General features: G+C 63.6%; 22 protein-coding genes. All 22 read right to left on the bottom strand.

Features of this window, described 5'->3' with window-relative positions:
• Nucleotides 1-135: 135 nt before the first annotated feature.
• Entirely contained in the window at nt 136-624 is a 489-nt protein-coding gene (gene rplO / locus AB4Y75_RS02095; protein ID WP_441434244.1) for a 50S ribosomal protein L15, read from the bottom strand.
• On the bottom strand, nt 624-830 hold the full coding sequence (gene rpmD, locus AB4Y75_RS02090; RefSeq protein WP_441434243.1) for a 50S ribosomal protein L30: 207 nt from the start codon (nt 828-830) through the stop codon (nt 624-626). Before rpmD ends, rplO begins: the two co-directional genes overlap by 1 nt.
• 3 nt (nt 831-833) lie before the next feature.
• Nucleotides 834-1,502 (bottom strand): 30S ribosomal protein S5, encoded by a 669-nt coding sequence (gene rpsE / locus AB4Y75_RS02085; RefSeq protein WP_174521246.1) that lies wholly within the window; start codon nt 1,500-1,502, stop codon nt 834-836.
• A 29-nt stretch (nt 1,503-1,531) separates the two neighbouring features.
• The gene (rplR, locus tag AB4Y75_RS02080; protein ID WP_066211516.1) at nt 1,532-1,915 is read right to left on the bottom strand and encodes a 50S ribosomal protein L18; all 384 of its coding nucleotides are present in this window, start codon (nt 1,913-1,915) and stop codon (nt 1,532-1,534) included.
• A 2-nt stretch (nt 1,916-1,917) separates the two neighbouring features.
• Nucleotides 1,918-2,454 (bottom strand): 50S ribosomal protein L6, encoded by a 537-nt coding sequence (gene rplF, locus AB4Y75_RS02075; protein ID WP_441434242.1) that lies wholly within the window; start codon nt 2,452-2,454, stop codon nt 1,918-1,920.
• A gap of 18 nt (nt 2,455-2,472) precedes the next feature.
• Nucleotides 2,473-2,871 (bottom strand): 30S ribosomal protein S8, encoded by a 399-nt coding sequence (gene rpsH, locus AB4Y75_RS02070; RefSeq protein WP_066211521.1) that lies wholly within the window; start codon nt 2,869-2,871, stop codon nt 2,473-2,475.
• Nucleotides 2,872-2,938: 67 nt separating this feature from the next.
• Nucleotides 2,939-3,517 (bottom strand): 50S ribosomal protein L5, encoded by a 579-nt coding sequence (gene rplE / locus AB4Y75_RS02065; protein WP_066211524.1) that lies wholly within the window; start codon nt 3,515-3,517, stop codon nt 2,939-2,941.
• Nucleotides 3,517-3,879, bottom strand: coding sequence for a 50S ribosomal protein L24 (gene rplX / locus AB4Y75_RS02060; protein WP_441434241.1), 363 nt, complete (start codon nt 3,877-3,879; stop codon nt 3,517-3,519). Before rplX ends, rplE begins: the two co-directional genes overlap by 1 nt.
• 2 nt (nt 3,880-3,881) lie before the next feature.
• Nucleotides 3,882-4,253 (bottom strand): 50S ribosomal protein L14, encoded by a 372-nt coding sequence (gene rplN / locus AB4Y75_RS02055; protein ID WP_066211533.1) that lies wholly within the window; start codon nt 4,251-4,253, stop codon nt 3,882-3,884.
• Between the two features lie 305 nt (nt 4,254-4,558).
• Complete coding sequence (locus AB4Y75_RS02050) at nt 4,559-6,829, bottom strand: ATP-binding cassette domain-containing protein (RefSeq protein WP_441434240.1); 2,271 nt, start codon at nt 6,827-6,829, stop codon at nt 4,559-4,561.
• Between the two features lie 275 nt (nt 6,830-7,104).
• The gene (rpsQ, locus tag AB4Y75_RS02045; protein ID WP_066211537.1) at nt 7,105-7,398 is read right to left on the bottom strand and encodes a 30S ribosomal protein S17; all 294 of its coding nucleotides are present in this window, start codon (nt 7,396-7,398) and stop codon (nt 7,105-7,107) included.
• The gene (rpmC, locus tag AB4Y75_RS02040; protein ID WP_278267075.1) at nt 7,395-7,718 is read right to left on the bottom strand and encodes a 50S ribosomal protein L29; all 324 of its coding nucleotides are present in this window, start codon (nt 7,716-7,718) and stop codon (nt 7,395-7,397) included. Before rpmC ends, rpsQ begins: the two co-directional genes overlap by 4 nt.
• A gap of 2 nt (nt 7,719-7,720) precedes the next feature.
• Nucleotides 7,721-8,137 (bottom strand): 50S ribosomal protein L16, encoded by a 417-nt coding sequence (gene rplP / locus AB4Y75_RS02035; RefSeq protein WP_307497772.1) that lies wholly within the window; start codon nt 8,135-8,137, stop codon nt 7,721-7,723.
• Nucleotides 8,138-8,941, bottom strand: coding sequence for a 30S ribosomal protein S3 (gene rpsC, locus AB4Y75_RS02030; RefSeq protein ID WP_441434239.1), 804 nt, complete (start codon nt 8,939-8,941; stop codon nt 8,138-8,140). It lies immediately after the preceding gene.
• The gene (rplV, locus tag AB4Y75_RS02025; protein ID WP_066211546.1) at nt 8,942-9,307 is read right to left on the bottom strand and encodes a 50S ribosomal protein L22; all 366 of its coding nucleotides are present in this window, start codon (nt 9,305-9,307) and stop codon (nt 8,942-8,944) included.
• Nucleotides 9,308-9,345: 38 nt separating this feature from the next.
• Nucleotides 9,346-9,627: a 30S ribosomal protein S19 gene (gene rpsS, locus AB4Y75_RS02020; protein ID WP_066211549.1), complete on the bottom strand. Its 282-nt coding sequence runs from the start codon at nt 9,625-9,627 to the stop codon at nt 9,346-9,348.
• 12 nt (nt 9,628-9,639) lie between these two features.
• Nucleotides 9,640-10,479 carry a 50S ribosomal protein L2 gene (gene rplB, locus AB4Y75_RS02015; protein ID WP_066211552.1) on the bottom strand — a complete coding sequence of 280 codons (840 nt, stop codon included), beginning with the start codon at nt 10,477-10,479 and terminating at the stop codon, nt 9,640-9,642.
• A gap of 28 nt (nt 10,480-10,507) precedes the next feature.
• On the bottom strand, nt 10,508-10,813 hold the full coding sequence (rplW, locus tag AB4Y75_RS02010; RefSeq protein ID WP_066211554.1) for a 50S ribosomal protein L23: 306 nt from the start codon (nt 10,811-10,813) through the stop codon (nt 10,508-10,510).
• Entirely contained in the window at nt 10,810-11,430 is a 621-nt protein-coding gene (gene rplD / locus AB4Y75_RS02005) for a 50S ribosomal protein L4 (protein ID WP_441434238.1), read from the bottom strand. Before rplD ends, rplW begins: the two co-directional genes overlap by 4 nt.
• Nucleotides 11,431-11,434: 4 nt before the next feature.
• The gene (gene rplC / locus AB4Y75_RS02000; protein ID WP_441434237.1) at nt 11,435-12,085 is read right to left on the bottom strand and encodes a 50S ribosomal protein L3; all 651 of its coding nucleotides are present in this window, start codon (nt 12,083-12,085) and stop codon (nt 11,435-11,437) included.
• Between the two features lie 17 nt (nt 12,086-12,102).
• The gene (rpsJ, locus tag AB4Y75_RS01995) at nt 12,103-12,411 is read right to left on the bottom strand and encodes a 30S ribosomal protein S10 (protein WP_003803825.1); all 309 of its coding nucleotides are present in this window, start codon (nt 12,409-12,411) and stop codon (nt 12,103-12,105) included.
• A gap of 665 nt (nt 12,412-13,076) precedes the next feature.
• A complete protein-coding gene (gene tuf / locus AB4Y75_RS01990) occupies nt 13,077-14,267 on the bottom strand; it encodes an elongation factor Tu (RefSeq protein WP_066211563.1) in 1,191 nt (396 codons plus the stop codon).
• Nucleotides 14,268-14,358 lie beyond the last annotated feature (91 nt).

The raw sequence follows: 14,358 nt of genomic DNA, 5'->3' as shown, positions 1-14,358 counted from the left end.
TGGTTGAACCCGACATCAGAGTCTAACCGTTGTGTCGGTCAGCCCAGTAATTCTTCGACAATGCAGGAACTCCCGGCACCCGGACAGCTGTCCGGGTGCCGGGAGTTCTCAATTCGCTTTCAGCGGGACCGGCGCTCAGAGAGCGGTGGCGGAACCACCGGCGGCCTGGATCTTCTCAGCCGCACTGGCGGAGAAGGCGTCCACGGTGACATCGACCTTGACGGTGATGTCGCCGGAGCCGAGCACCTTGACGGGCTGGTTCTTGCGAACCGCGCCCTTGGCGACCAGGTCGGCCACCGTCACGGTGCCACCCTCCGGGAAGAGCTCGGAGAGACGGTCAAGGTTGACCACCTGGAACTCGACACGGAACGGGTTCTTGAAGCCGCGAAGCTTCGGCAGGCGCATGTGCAGCGGCAGCTGGCCACCGGCGAAGCCGGCCTTGACCTGGTAGCGCGCCTTGGTGCCCTTGGTGCCACGACCGGCGGTCTTACCCTTGGAGCCTTCACCGCGACCCACACGGGTCTTCGCGGTCTTGGCGCCAGTGGCGGGACGCAGGTGGTGAACCTTCAGAGCGTGCTGCTTCTCTTCGGTCGCTGCAGGCTCAGCAGTCTTCTTCTCAGCCATTACTTCGCCTCCTTGACCTCTACGAGGTGCGGAACCGTGTTGAGCATGCCCACCGTCACGGCGTCAGCGGTACGGACCACGGAGTGGCCGATGCGCTTGAGACCGAGAGAGCGAAGCGTGTCGCGCTGGTTCTGCTTGGCGCCGATGACGCCCTTGATCTGGGTGATTTCCAACTTGGCGTCGGACGGAGTCAGGTTCTTTGCCATGGCTCAGGCACCTGCCTTCTGGTTGTTCAGAGCACGCACCAGAGCTGCGGGAGCAACCTCGTCCAGCGGCAGGCCACGACGAGCGGCAACAGCTGCCGGCTCCTCGAGCTGACGCAGAGCCTCAACGGTCGCGTGAACGATGTTGATGGCGTTGGAGGAGCCCAGCGACTTGGACAGCACGTCGTGGATGCCGACGCACTCCAGCACGGCACGCACCGGACCACCGGCGATAACACCGGTACCCGGGGAAGCCGGACGGAGCATCACGACACCAGCGGCGGCTTCGCCCTGGACGCGGTGCGGGATGGTGCTGCCGACGCGCGGGACGCGGAAGAAGGACTTCTTGGCCTCTTCAACACCCTTGGCGATGGCGGCGGGGACTTCGCGAGCCTTGCCGTAACCGACACCGACCATGCCGTTGCCATCGCCGACCACCACGAGGGCGGTGAAGCTGAAGCGGCGGCCACCCTTGACCACCTTGGCGACACGGTTGATGGTTACAACACGCTCAACGAACTGGCTCTTCTCGGCCTCGCGGGCGTCGCGGCCACGGCCACCACGCTCGCCACGGCCACCACGTTCGCCGCGCTCACCACGACGGCCGCCACGGCGGTTGTCGTTGTTGGCAGCCTCAGTGGTTTCAGTTGCAACAGCGGCTGCAGCTTCAGTCACCTGGGTTTCCTTTTCGTTGTTCACTTCGGTCACAGCGCCAGACCACCTTCGCGAGCACCGTCAGCGACGGCGGCGATGCGGCCGTGGTACTTGTTGCCACCGCGGTCGAAGACCACGGCCTCAACACCGGCTGCCTTGGCACGCTCGGCGACCAGTTCACCAACGCGCTTGGCCTTGGCGGTCTTGTCACCTTCGAACGCACGCAGATCGGCTTCCATGGTGGAGGCCGAGGCGAGGGTCTTTGCCACGGTGTCATCCACGACCTGCACGAAGATGTGACGGGCCGAACGGTTGACGATGAGGCGCGGACGAGCCGGGGTACCGGAGATGCGCTTACGGATACGCAGCTGACGACGGCTACGAGCCGAGGTCTTGTTCTTGCTGTTGCGCTTCTTGTTAATGCTGATGGCCATGGTTACTTACCAGCCTTTCCGACCTTGCGGCGGATGATTTCGCCGGCGTAACGGATGCCCTTGCCCTTGTAGGGGTCGGGCTTGCGCAGCTTGCGGATGTTGGCAGCGACTTCGCCGACCTGCTGCTTGTCAATGCCAGCAACAGAAAGCTTGGTCGGGCCTTCAACCGCAAAGGTGATGCCGGCGGGAGCGGCGACGCTGACCGGGTGGCTGTAGCCCAGAGCGAACTCCAGGTCAGAACCCTTGGCCTGCACACGGTAACCCGTGCCGACGATTTCCAGCTTCTTTTCGTAGCCCTTGGTCACGCCATCGATCATGTTGGCGATCAGGGTACGGGTCAGGCCGTGCAGCGAGCGAGCAGTGCGCTCGTCGTTCGGGCGGGTCACGGAGATCGTGCCCTCTTCAAGGGCCACCTCGATGGGGCTGGCCACAGTGTGGCTCAGTTCGCCCTTGGCACCCTTGACGGTGACAACGGCTCCATCGATCTTGACCTCAACGCCAGCCGGAACGGTGATGGGGAGACGTCCAATACGCGACATTCTTCTCTTCCTTTCCCGTTACCAGACGTACGCGAGGACTTCGCCGCCCACGCCCTTCTTGCCGGCCTGCTTGTCAGTCAGGAGGCCGGAAGAGGTGGACAGGATAGCGATACCCAGGCCACCCAGCACGTGCGGCAGGTTGGTGGACTTCGCGTAAACGCGCAGACCGGGCTTGGAGATACGGCGGACGCCAGCGATGGAACGCTCGCGGCTCGGACCGAACTTAAGGGTGATGGTCAGCGTCTTGCCGACGCGTGCCTCTTCTTCCTTCCAGTCCGAGATGTAACCCTCGGCCTTCAGGATGTCGGCGACGCGAGCCTTCAGCTTGGAGTACGGCATGGACACGGTGTCGTGGTATGCCGAGTTTGCATTGCGCAGACGGGTAAGCATGTCTGCGACGGGATCAGTCATGGTCATGAGGGCTCAGGCCCTTCCTCGTACTGGTTTCCACCGGCTGAGCCAGTGGACCTTTTACGTAGTTGGATTAGTCTTCGGTCTTGAACGGGAAGCCGAGGTGCTTGAGCAGCGCGCGGCCTTCCTCGTCGGTCTTGGCGGTGGTGACAACCGTGATGTCCATACCACGGACGCGGTCGATGGCGTCCTGGTCGATCTCGTGGAACATGACCTGCTCCGTGAGACCGAAGGTGTAGTTGCCGTTACCGTCGAACTGCTTGCCGTTCAGGCCGCGGAAGTCGCGGATACGGGGCAGTGCGAGGGTGACCAGACGATCCAGGAATTCCCACATGCGGTCGCCACGCAGCGTCGCGTGGGCGCCGATCGGCATACCCTCACGCAGCTTGAACTGGGCGATGGACTTGCGGGCCTTGGTGACCTGGGGCTTCTGACCGGTGATCGCGGTCAGATCGCGGACGGCGCCGTCGATCAGCTTGGAATCCTTGGCGGCGTCACCGACACCCATGTTCACGACGACCTTCACAAGGCGCGGAACCTGGTTGACGTTCTCGTACTCGAACTCATCCTGCAGGGACTGCTTGATGTTCTCGGCGTACTTGGTCTTCAGACGCGGGACGATCTTCACCGGAGTCTCGAGGGTCTCAGTCATTAGATGTCCTTCCCGGAGGCCTTGGCAACGCGGATGCGCACTTCGCGCTCCACACCGTCGCGCTCAACCTTCTCGACACGGAAACCGACGCGGGTCGGCTTCTTGGTGGACGGATCCACCAGAGCGACGTTCGACAGGTGGATCGGGGCCTCGACGACCTCGATGCCACCGGTGGTGGTGCCGCGCTGGGTCTGGCCGGCCTTCACGTGCTTGGTGACACGGTTGATGCCCTCAACCAGAACGCGGTTGGATTCCGGGAACACACGCAGGACCTTGCCCTGCTTGCCACGGTCTCCACCACGGGACTGACGAGCGCCGGTGATGACCTGGACGAGATCGCCCTTCTTGATCTTTGCACCCATAGTTACAGCACCTCCGGGGCCAGCGAGACGATCTTCATGAACTTCTTGTCGCGAAGCTCGCGGCCAACCGGGCCGAAGATACGGGTGCCGCGGGGCTCCCCGTCCGTGTTCTTCAGGATCACGGCTGCGTTCTCATCGAACTTGATGTAGGAACCGTCCGGACGACGGCGCTCCTTACGGGTACGGACGACGACAGCCTTGACGACGTCGCCCTTCTTCACGTTTCCGCCAGGGATAGCGTCCTTGACGGTGGCGACGATGACGTCGCCGATGCCTGCGTAGCGGCGACCGGATCCACCGAGAACGCGGATGGTCAAGATTTCCTTGGCACCCGTGTTGTCGGCGACCTTAAGCCGCGACTCCTGCTGAATCAATGTTTACTCCTTGCGTCGCGCCGGTTCTCACGCTGAAATACTGCATACAGTGCGAGCCTTGCGGAACGGTTGTTGGGGTGTCTCTGCCCTGCCTGGATTTTGCCAGCACAGGGTTAAACCCTCGTTCCAGACGCATCTGGGCCCCCTGGCCGGGGACCGGCCCTGAGGCAGTATGCACTGGCACGATGGTTTACGAGGATCTGTCCGGGCGCATGACGCACCCATACAAGCTCAATATCCTAGCACAGCGGAGGGACGCACCACGAACCGGGAAGCCGGGCTGAAAGCCCGGGATCCCGGGTGTTTCAGGACACGTACGCCTGGAGATACCGGCCGGTGAGGCTGTCCGACTCCGCCAGAGCGGCGGGGGTGCCTTCGAAGACGACCGTGCCGCCGTCGTGCCCGGCGCCCGGACCCATGTCGATCACCCAGTCCGCGTGGGCGACCACCCCGAGATGATGTTCGATCACCACCACGGTGTTCCCCTCATCCACCAGCTGATCCAGCAGGCCGAGCAGATTCTCCACATCCGCCAGGTGGAGTCCCGTGGTCGGCTCGTCGAGGATGAACACTCCGGCGTCGCTTCCCATGTGGGTGGCGAGCTTGATCCGCTGGCGCTCCCCGCCCGACAGCGTGGAGAGCGACTGTCCCAGAGTGATGTAGCCCAGGCCGACGCGGGCCAGACGCTGAAGGATGGGACGGGCCTTCGGCACTGCGAGCTGCTCCAGCGCCTCCTCGACGCTCAGCCGCATGACCTCGTAGATGTTGAGTCCGCCCAGACGGTATTCCAGGACCTCGTCCGTGAAGCACTTGCCGCCGCAGTCCTCACAGAGCGTCCCCACCGGAGCCATCCCGGGAATCTCGGTGAACGTCTCCCCCGCTCCCTTGCACGTGGGGCAAGCGCCCTCCGAGTTGGCGGAGAAGAGCGCCGGCTTGGTTCCCGTGGCCTTGGCGAAGGCGGCCCGGATGTGATCCAGCGCCCCGGTGTACGTGGCCGGGTTCGAGCGCCGCGAACCGCGGATGGCGGATTGGTCCACCACGTGCACGCCGTCCCGCTTGCCGAGCGCCCCGTGGATGAGTGAGCTCTTCCCCGATCCGGCGACTCCCGTGACCGCGCAGAGGACCCCGGTGGGCACGTCCACATCCACGTCCCTCAGATTGTGGGTGCTGGCCCCGCGGATCTCCAGGGCGCCGGTGGCCTCGCGCACGGCCTCCTTGAACGGAACCCGAGAGCCCACGTGCTGGCCGGTGAGAGTCTGGGCCGACGACAGTTCGTCGAAGCTCCCCTGGAACACGATCTCCCCACCGTGGATGCCGGCCTTGGGACCGATGTCGACGATGTGGTCGGCGATCGCCATGACCTCGGGCTTGTGCTCCACCACCAGGATCGTGTTGCCCTTGTCCCGCAGGCTCCTCAGCAGATCATTCATCCGGGCGATGTCGTGCGGGTGCAGGCCCACCGTCGGCTCATCGAAGACGTAGGTGACATCAGAGAGGGGCGAGCCGAGGTGCCGCACCATCTTGACCCGCTGCGCCTCTCCGCCGGAAAGGGTCGAGGAGGCCCGGTCCAGGCTGAGATACCCCAGGCCGATGTCCACCAGGGCCTGCAAAGTGCCGAGCAGATTCGAGATGACCGGCGCCACCGAGGGCTCGTCCACGGCCCGGAGGAAGTCGATCAGATCGGTCACCTGGATCTGAGCGCACTCGGCGATGTTCCGGCCGTCGATCCGGCTGGCCAGCGCCTCCTGATTCAGCCGGCCGCCCTGGCACAGCGGGCATTCCGCAAAAGTGGCGGCCCGCTCCAGGAACGCCTTGATGTGCGCCTGCTTGGGCTCTTTGCCGCCGGCCAGGTAGCTCTGCCGGATGCGCGTCTCCAGGCCCAGGAACGTCATGTTGACGTTGTCCATCTTGACCTTGACGGCCGGGGAACGGAGCAGGAAGTCCAGGGTCTCCGCATCGTAGTCCTTGACCGGCAGATCAGGGTCGAAACGTCCCGTGCCGAGGAGCACCTTGATCAGCCAGCCGTCCACCGTGAATCCCGGAACCTTGATGGCGCCCTGGGACAGCGAGAGCGAACGGTCCAGGAGCACGTCCACATCCAGCGCGGAGATCTCCCCCGCCCCCTCGCACTCCGGGCACATCCCCTCCGCCAGGTTGAAGGAGTACTTCCCAGCATGGCCGGCACTCGGCACCCCGGCACGGGAGAAGATGATCCGCAGCAGGGCATGCGCGTCCGTGACGGTGCCCAGGGTGGAACGCGAGTTGCTGCCCATGCGCTCCTGGTTCACGACGATCGCCGCGGAGAGGTTCTCGAGTTCATCCACATCGGGACGCGGCAGACTGGGCATGAAGGACTGCACAAACGTCGTGTACGTCTCGTTGATGAGCCGCTGCGACTCGGCCGCGATGGTCCCGAACACCAGGGAGCTCTTGCCCGACCCCGACACCCCGGTGAAGACCGTGATCCGCCGCTTCGGCAAGTCCAGTGACACGTCCTGAAGGTTGTTCTCGCGTGCTCCGCGGACCTTGATCAGACCGTGCGAATCGGCGGCGTGGCGGGCAAGGTCATTCTGCATGAGGCACCTCAGGATCGTCGGCGGAGCGCTCCCCCGCGCACTGAGGACAGAATACCCGCCGCCTCCGACATCCTGGGGCGGCACCCGGCGGAGCACGACGGCGCCATCCGCCGCCGTCGTCGTCCCACCGCCCTTGCGTGCTCAGTCGTCGCGGGTTCCGGTGTGGAACACCCGCGACAACTGAGCACGCAACGGCGGTGAACGCAGAAGACCCCCGCTCCCAGAAGGGTGCGGGGGTCTTCCATTCGCTCAGTGGAGCAATCAAACGGCCGGTTCTACTTGGCGCGCTCGATGACCTCCACCAGACGCCAGCGCTTGGTGGCGGAGAGCGGGCGGGTCTCGGCGAGGAGAACCAGGTCGCCGATGCCGGCGGTGTTCTCTTCGTCGTGAGCCTTGATCTTGGACGTACGACGGATGACCTTACCGTACAGAGCGTGCTTCACACGGTCCTCGACCTCGACGACGATGGTCTTCTCCATCTTGTCGGAGACCACGTAGCCGCGACGCGTCTTGCGGTAACCGCGCTGCTGCGCAGCAGTTTCCGTCACGTTCTGATCCTTTTCACTCACTTGGCGTCCTCCTCGGTAGCAGCGGCCTCAACGGCCTCGGCCTTCTTGGAAGACTTCTTGGCCTTCTTCTCTTCCTTGGCCTCAACCACCGGAGCGGGCTCCGGGCGAATGCCCAGCTCGCGCTCACGCAGGACCGTGTAGATGCGAGCGATGTCGCGCTTCACGGACTTGAGTCGGCCATGGCTCTCCAGCTGACCAGTGGCGGACTGGAAACGCAGGTTGAACAGCTCTTCCTTGGCCTTACGGAGTTCAGCAACCAGACGCTCGTTGTCGAAACCGTCAAGCTGTGCCGGGGCCAGATCCTTGGATCCAACTGCCATTTCTATTCACCACCTTCGCGACGCACGATGCGTGCCTTCAACGGGAGCTTGTGGATTGCCAGGCGCAGTGCCTCGCGGGCCACTTCTTCATTCACACCGGAGAGTTCGAAGAGAACCCGTCCCGGCTTGACGTTGGCCACCCACCACTCGGGGGAACCCTTACCGGAACCCATGCGGGTTTCGGCAGGCTTCTTGGTCAGGGGGCGGTCCGGGTAGATGTTGATCCAGACCTTACCGCCACGCTTGATGTGACGGGTCATGGCGATACGCGCAGATTCGATCTGGCGGTTCGTCACGTAGGCCGGGGTCAGCGCCTGGATACCGTACTCACCGAAGGTGACCTCGGTGCCACCGGTGGCAGCGCCGGAACGACCCGGGTGGTGCTGCTTACGGTGCTTGACTCGACGTGGGATCAGCATTTAAGCCTGTCCTCCTTCTGCTGCTTCAGCAGCCGGTGCCTCGGCAGCCGGAGCTGCGTCGGCGGCCGGACGCTCGGTGCGACGGCGACGGTCGCCACCGGGGCGACCGGGACGCTCGTTGCGGCCACGGGACGGTGCTGCGGCCTGCTGTGCAGCAAGCTCCTTCGCGGTGACATCGCCCTTGTAGATCCAGACCTTCACGCCGATGCGGCCGAAGGTGGTCTTGGCCTCGTAGAAGCCGTAGTCGATGTTGGCGCGCAGGGTGTGCAGCGGCACGCGACCCTCGCGGTAGAACTCCGAGCGGGACATTTCAGCGCCACCCAGACGACCGGAGCAAGCGACACGGATGCCCTTGGCGCCGGCGCGCTGCGCGGACTGCATGGCCTTCTTCATCGCACGGCGGAAAGCCACGCGGGAAGAGAGCTGCTCGGCGATGCCCTGGGCCACCAGCTGAGCTTCGATCTCGGGGTTCTTGACCTCGAGGATGTTCAGCTGAACCTGCTTGCCCGTGAGCTTCTCCAGCTCGCCGCGGATGCGGTCTGCTTCAGCACCACGACGGCCGATCACGATACCCGGACGGGCGGTGTGGATGTCCACACGCACACGGTCACGAGTACGCTCGATCTCGACCTTGGCGATGCCGGCGCGCTCCATGCCGGTGGTCATGAGCTCGCGGATCTTGACGTCCTCACGGACGAAGTCCTTGTAGCGCTGACCGGGCTTGTTGCTGTCCGCGAACCAGTGCGAGATGTGATTGGTGGTGATGCCGAGTCGGAACCCGTTCGGGTTTACTTTCTGTCCCACTTAGCGGGCCTCCTCGTTCTCCGGGGTAGCGACAACCACGGTGATGTGGCTGGTGCGCTTCTTGATCTGGAAGGCACGACCCTGGGCACGCGGCTGGAACCGCTTCATGGTCGGACCCTCATCAACGAATGCCTCGCTGATGTACAGATCACCTTCGTCAAACGCGACGCCGTCACGGTCCGCGAGGACACGGGCGTTCGCGATGGCGGACTGAACTACCTTGTAGACCGGCTCCGAAGCTGCCTGCTCAGCAAACTTCAGGATCGCCAGAGCCTCATTCGCCTGCTTGCCACGAACAAGGTTGACGACGCGCCGGGCCTTCATAGGCGTTACGCGGATGTGACGCGCAATAGCCTTGGCTTCCATTGCTTTCCTTCTCTCGTCTTAAGACCGAGGTCAGGCGCCTAGCGGCGCTTGCCCTTGCGGTCGTCCTTCACGTGGCCGCGGAAAGTCCGCGTCGGGGCGAATTCGCCGAGCTTGTGCCCGACCATCGACTCCGTGATGAAAACCGGCACGTGCTTGCGTCCATCGTGCACGGCGATCGTGTGACCCAGCATGTCCGGGATGATCATCGAGCGACGGGACCACGTCTTGATGACGTTCTTGGTGCCCTTTTCGTTCTCCTTGGCGACCTTCACGAAGAGGTGCTGGTCAACGAAAGGACCTTTCTTCAGGCTGCGTGGCATGTTTCCAGGCTCCTATCGCTTGTTCTTGCCGGTACGACGACGACGCACAATGAGCTTGTCGCTTTCCTTGTTGGGGCGGCGGGTGCGACCCTCAGGCTTGCCGTTCGGGTTGACCGGGTGACGGCCACCAGAAGTCTTGCCTTCACCACCACCATGCGGGTGGTCAACCGGGTTCATGGCCACACCACGCACGGTCGGGCGGACGCCCTTCCAGCGCATACGGCCGGCCTTGCCCCAGTTGATGTTCGACTGCTCGGCGTTGCCGACCTCGCCGACGGTTGCGCGGCAGCGCACGTCGACGTTGCGGACTTCACCGGACGGCAGACGCAGCTGGGCGAAACGGCCTTCACGGGCGACGAGCTGCACGGAGGCGCCGGCGGAGCGGGCCATCTTGGCGCCGCCACCGGGGCGGAGCTCAACTGCGTGGATCACGGTACCGACCGGGATGTTGCGCAGCGGCAGGTTGTTGCCGGGCTTGATGTCAGCGTTCGGACCCGACTCCACGATGTCGCCCTGGGAGAGCTTGTTGGGAGCGATGATGTAACGCTTGGTGCCATCAACGTAGTGCAGGAGCGCGATGCGAGCCGTACGGTTGGGGTCGTACTCGATGTGCGCGACCTTGGCGTTGACGCCGTCCTTGTCATGGCGACGGAAGTCGATGACGCGGTACTGGCGCTTGTGGCCACCACCCTTGTGACGGGTCGTGATGCGACCGGTGTTGTTGCGGCCACCGCTCTTGGTGAGCGGACGCAGCAGCGACTTTTCCGGAGTCGAGCGAGTTACTTCGCTGAAGTCGGCCACGCTCGAGCCACGACGGCCCGGGGTGGTCGGCTTGTAATTGCGGATTGCCATAATTTATTCCTCGTTAAAGTGGTCTCCGCTACGCGAGCGGACCGCCGAAGATGTCGATGGTGCCTTCCTTCAGGGTGACAATCGCGCGCTTGGTGCTCTTGCGCTGCCCCCATCCGAACTTGGTGCGCTTGCGCTTACCGGCACGGTTGATGGTGTTGATCGTGTCGACCTTGACGGAGAAGATCTTCTCCACGGCCAGCTTGATCTCGGTCTTGTTCGAGCGGGGGTCCACCAGGAAGGTGTACTGACCCTCGTCGATCAGGCCGTAGCTCTTTTCGGAGACCACGGGCGCGAGAATGACGTCACGCGGGTCCTTGTTGAAGACGGCGCTCACTTGGCTTCCTCCACGGTCTTGTTGTCCTTACCGGCAACGAAGCCGTCGAAGGCGTCCTTGGTGAAGATCACGTCGTCGGAGATCAGCACATCGTAAGTGTTGAGCTGGTCGACGTACAGAACGTGAACCTCGACGAGGTTGCGCACGGACAGTGCGGCAACATCGTTGGCGCGGTCGATCACCACGAGCAGGTTCTTGCGGTCGGAGATCGCCTTCAGCGCAGCGCGAGCATCCTTGGTGGACGGCGTGGTGCCGGCAACCAGGGACTCGACCACGTGGATGCGACCGTTACGAGCGCGGTCGGAGAGGGCGCCACGGAGAGCAGCAGCCTTCATCTTCTTGGGGGTGCGCTGCGAGTAGTCACGCGGGGTCGGGCCGTGGACGATGCCACCACCGGTCATGTGAGGAGCACGGACGGAACCCTGACGGGCGCGGCCGGTACCCTTCTGCTTGAACGGCTTACGACCGGCACCGGCGACTTCACCGCGGGACTTGGTCTTGTGAGTGCCCTGACGAGCAGCGGCGAGCTGCGCGACGACGACCTGGTGCAGCAGCGGCACGTTGGTCTGGACGTCGAAGATCTCGGCGGGCAGGTCAACCTTGATGGTGTTGGCCATGGTACTAGGCTCCCTTCACGGCGGTGCGTACGAGGACGACCGAGCCGCGGGCACCGGGAACGGCGCCCTTGATCAGGAGCAGCGACTTCTCGGCGTCGACACCGTGAACCGTGAGGTTCAGCGTGGTGTGACGGACATTGCCCATGCGGCCGGCCATTTTCAGGCCCTTGAAGACGCGGCTCGGGGTGGATGCGCCACCGATGGAACCGGGCTTGCGGTGGTTCTTGTGAGCACCGTGGGAAGCACCGACACCGTGGAAGCCGTGACGCTTCATGACACCGGCGAAGCCCTTGCCCTTGGTGGTGCCGACGACGTCGATCTTCTGACCGGCTTCGAAGAGCTCCACGGACAGCTGCTGGCCGAGCTCGTAGCTCTCGGCGTCAGCGGTGCGCAGTTCGACGACGTGACGGCGCGGGGTGACCCCGGCCTTGTCGAAGTGGCCGGCGAGCGGCTTGGTGACCTTACGCGGGTCGATCTGGCCGAAGCCGATCTGGATCGCGGTGTAGCCGTCCTGGTCTGCGTTACGCAGCTGGGTGACGACGTTGGAGTCGGCCTGGACGACGGTCACGGGGATGAGCTTGTTGTTCTCGTCCCAAACCTGGGTCATGCCGAGCTTCGTGCCCAGCAGGCCCTTAACGTTGCGGGTTGCGGTCATAGTCTCTCAGCACCTCCCTAGAGCTTGATTTCGATGTTCACGTCGGCCGGCAGGTCGAGACGCATGAGCGAGTCAACAGCCTTGGGCGTGGGGTCGATGATGTCGATCAGACGCTTGTGAGTACGCATTTCGAAGTGCTCACGGCTGTCCTTGTACTTGTGGGGAGAACGGATAACGCAGTACACGTTCTTCTCCGTGGGCAGCGGCACCGGGCCGACTACCGTTGCGCCTGCGCGCGTGACCGTCTCAACGATCTTCCGTGCCGAAACATCAATGACCTCGTGGTCATATGACTTCAGCCGGATGCGGATCTTCTGTCCCGCCATGTCGCCTGACTCTCTTTCATTAGGTTCAGTCCTGGGTGACCAGGACCGCTATTCGCATCTCTTTGCTGTTATGTGCGGCTGCCGAGGCATTTGAAGTCGTGACTACCGCTCTCCGCATGAGCTGAATCCGAGTTGGACCCGGGTTCCTCAACCCACCGGAGCAACCGACCCACGCGGTCGGGCGTGTCGGCCAGATTCTGGACGTGCCACACCGTTCTCAGTGGATGGATTGGTCATGTTTGGTCCCCAGCCTGGTCCCTGACACCCGGCATTATCCGGGTCGGGGCACGAAGGGGCGCTTGAACAACCCTTCCAGTATGGCGCATCCCGCAAGGAATTGCGAATCCGCGCCGAAGCCCGGCTTCTCCGCCTGGTGAACGGGGCCTCCCGTCATGCCCGGTCGGATGGACACGGCTTCGCGGGCGGGCCACCCCGCCCCAGCTCAGAACGCACCGTTGCTCAGGCGCTGAACGCCCCCGCGGGCGCTTACCGCGTCATTCCGGGCTCCACAGGGCCGTCCCCGGTCGCCCAGAGCCGCACCAGGTGGCCCTGGACCTCCGGCGCCGAGCCGCTCGATGAGCACGGAGCCCACGAACGCGAAAGGCCCCGCTGCCGAAGCAGCGGGGCCCTCACACCGGCATCAGCCGGAAATCATCAGTCAGTGACTACTTGATGATCTTGGTCACACGACCCGAACCAACGGTGCGGCCACCTTCACGGATGGCGAAGCCGAGGCCCTCTTCCATGGCGATGGGCTGGATCAGCTCAACGCTCATTTCGGTGTTGTCGCCAGGCATGACCATTTCGGTGCCCTCGGGGAGGGTGATCACGCCGGTGACGTCCGTGGTGCGGAAGTAGAACTGCGGGCGGTAGTTCGAGTAGAACGGGTTGTGGCGGCCGCCTTCATCCTTGGAGAGGATGTAGACGTTGGCCTCGAAGTTGGTGTGCGGGGTGATGGAACCCGGCTTCACCACAACCTGGCCACGCTCGACATCGTCGCGCTTGAGGCCACGGAGCAGCAGACCACAGTTCTCGCCGGCCCATGCCTCGTCGAGCTGCTTGTGGAACATCTCGATACCAGTGACCGTGGTCTTCTGGACCGGGCGGATGCCGACGATCTCGACCTCGGAGTTGATGGCGAGGGTGCCACGCTCGGCGCGGCCGGTCACCACGGTGCCACGACCGGTGATGGTGAAGACGTCCTCGATCGGCATCAGGAACGGCTTGTCACGGTCACGAACCGGGTCCGGAACGGACTCGTCGACGGCGGCCATGAGCTCCTGGACGGAAGCAACCCACTTGGGGTCGCCTTCCAGAGCCTTCAGACCGGAGACGCGGATGACGGGAGCGTTGTCGCCGTCGAAGTCCTGCGAGGACAGCAGTTCGCGAACTTCCATCTCCACGAGGTCGAGGAGTTCCTCGTCCTCAACCATGTCGGACTTGTTCAGCGCGACCAGCAGGTAAGGAACACCAACCTGGCGGGCGAGCAGAACGTGCTCACGGGTCTGAGCCATCGGGCCGTCAGTGGCGGCAACCACGAGGATTGCACCGTCCATCTGAGCAGCACCGGTGATCATGTTCTTGATGTAGTCAGCGTGACCGGGGGCGTCAACGTGTGCGTAGTGACGCTTCTCGGTCTGGTACTCCACGTGGGAGATGTTGATGGTGATACCGCGCTGGCGCTCTTCCGGAGCAGAGTCAATGGAAGCGAAGTCGCGCTGCTCGTTGAGATCCGGGTACTGGTCGTACAGCACCTTGGAAATGGCGGCCGTCAGCGTCGTCTTACCGTGGTCAACGTGACCGATGGTGCCGATGTTGACGTGCGGCTTAGTCCGCTCGAACTTTGCCTTTGCCACAGGTTCCTCCTAGAACATTTTTCAAGTGACGTGCTGTTTCTGCCACGGGTGTCGCGGCAGAACTTCTACAAGTCTACTTGGGGGCAGGGGT

The organism is Arthrobacter sp. RAF14 (assembly GCF_052114185.1).
GTDB lineage: Bacteria > Actinomycetota > Actinomycetes > Actinomycetales > Micrococcaceae > Arthrobacter_E.
Note: the sequence above shows the minus strand (reverse complement) of the source record. Positions and strands in the feature narration are given on the sequence as shown.

Coding starts and splice junctions, on each gene's coding strand:
- rplO (WP_441434244.1), bottom strand. CDS start 624: ATGGCTGAGAAGAAGACTGCTGAGCCTGCAGCGACCGAAGAGAAGCAG.
- rpmD (WP_441434243.1), bottom strand. CDS start 830: ATGGCAAAGAACCTGACTCCGTCCGACGCCAAGTTGGAAATCACCCAG.
- rplR (WP_066211516.1), bottom strand. CDS start 1,915: ATGGCCATCAGCATTAACAAGAAGCGCAACAGCAAGAACAAGACCTCG.
- rplF (WP_441434242.1), bottom strand. CDS start 2,454: ATGTCGCGTATTGGACGTCTCCCCATCACCGTTCCGGCTGGCGTTGAG.
- rpsH (WP_066211521.1), bottom strand. CDS start 2,871: ATGACCATGACTGATCCCGTCGCAGACATGCTTACCCGTCTGCGCAAT.
- rplE (WP_066211524.1), bottom strand. CDS start 3,517: ATGACTGAGACCCTCGAGACTCCGGTGAAGATCGTCCCGCGTCTGAAG.
- rplX (WP_441434241.1), bottom strand. CDS start 3,879: ATGGGTGCAAAGATCAAGAAGGGCGATCTCGTCCAGGTCATCACCGGC.
- AB4Y75_RS02050 (WP_441434240.1), bottom strand. CDS start 6,829: ATGCAGAATGACCTTGCCCGCCACGCCGCCGATTCGCACGGTCTGATC.
- rpmC (WP_278267075.1), bottom strand. CDS start 7,718: ATGGCAGTTGGATCCAAGGATCTGGCCCCGGCACAGCTTGACGGTTTC.
- rplP (WP_307497772.1), bottom strand. CDS start 8,137: ATGCTGATCCCACGTCGAGTCAAGCACCGTAAGCAGCACCACCCGGGT.
- rplV (WP_066211546.1), bottom strand. CDS start 9,307: ATGGAAGCCAAGGCTATTGCGCGTCACATCCGCGTAACGCCTATGAAG.
- rpsS (WP_066211549.1), bottom strand. CDS start 9,627: ATGCCACGCAGCCTGAAGAAAGGTCCTTTCGTTGACCAGCACCTCTTC.
- rplB (WP_066211552.1), bottom strand. CDS start 10,479: ATGGCAATCCGCAATTACAAGCCGACCACCCCGGGCCGTCGTGGCTCG.
- rplD (WP_441434238.1), bottom strand. CDS start 11,430: ATGGCCAACACCATCAAGGTTGACCTGCCCGCCGAGATCTTCGACGTC.
- rplC (WP_441434237.1), bottom strand. CDS start 12,085: ATGACCGCAACCCGCAACGTTAAGGGCCTGCTGGGCACGAAGCTCGGC.
- rpsJ (WP_003803825.1), bottom strand. CDS start 12,411: ATGGCGGGACAGAAGATCCGCATCCGGCTGAAGTCATATGACCACGAG.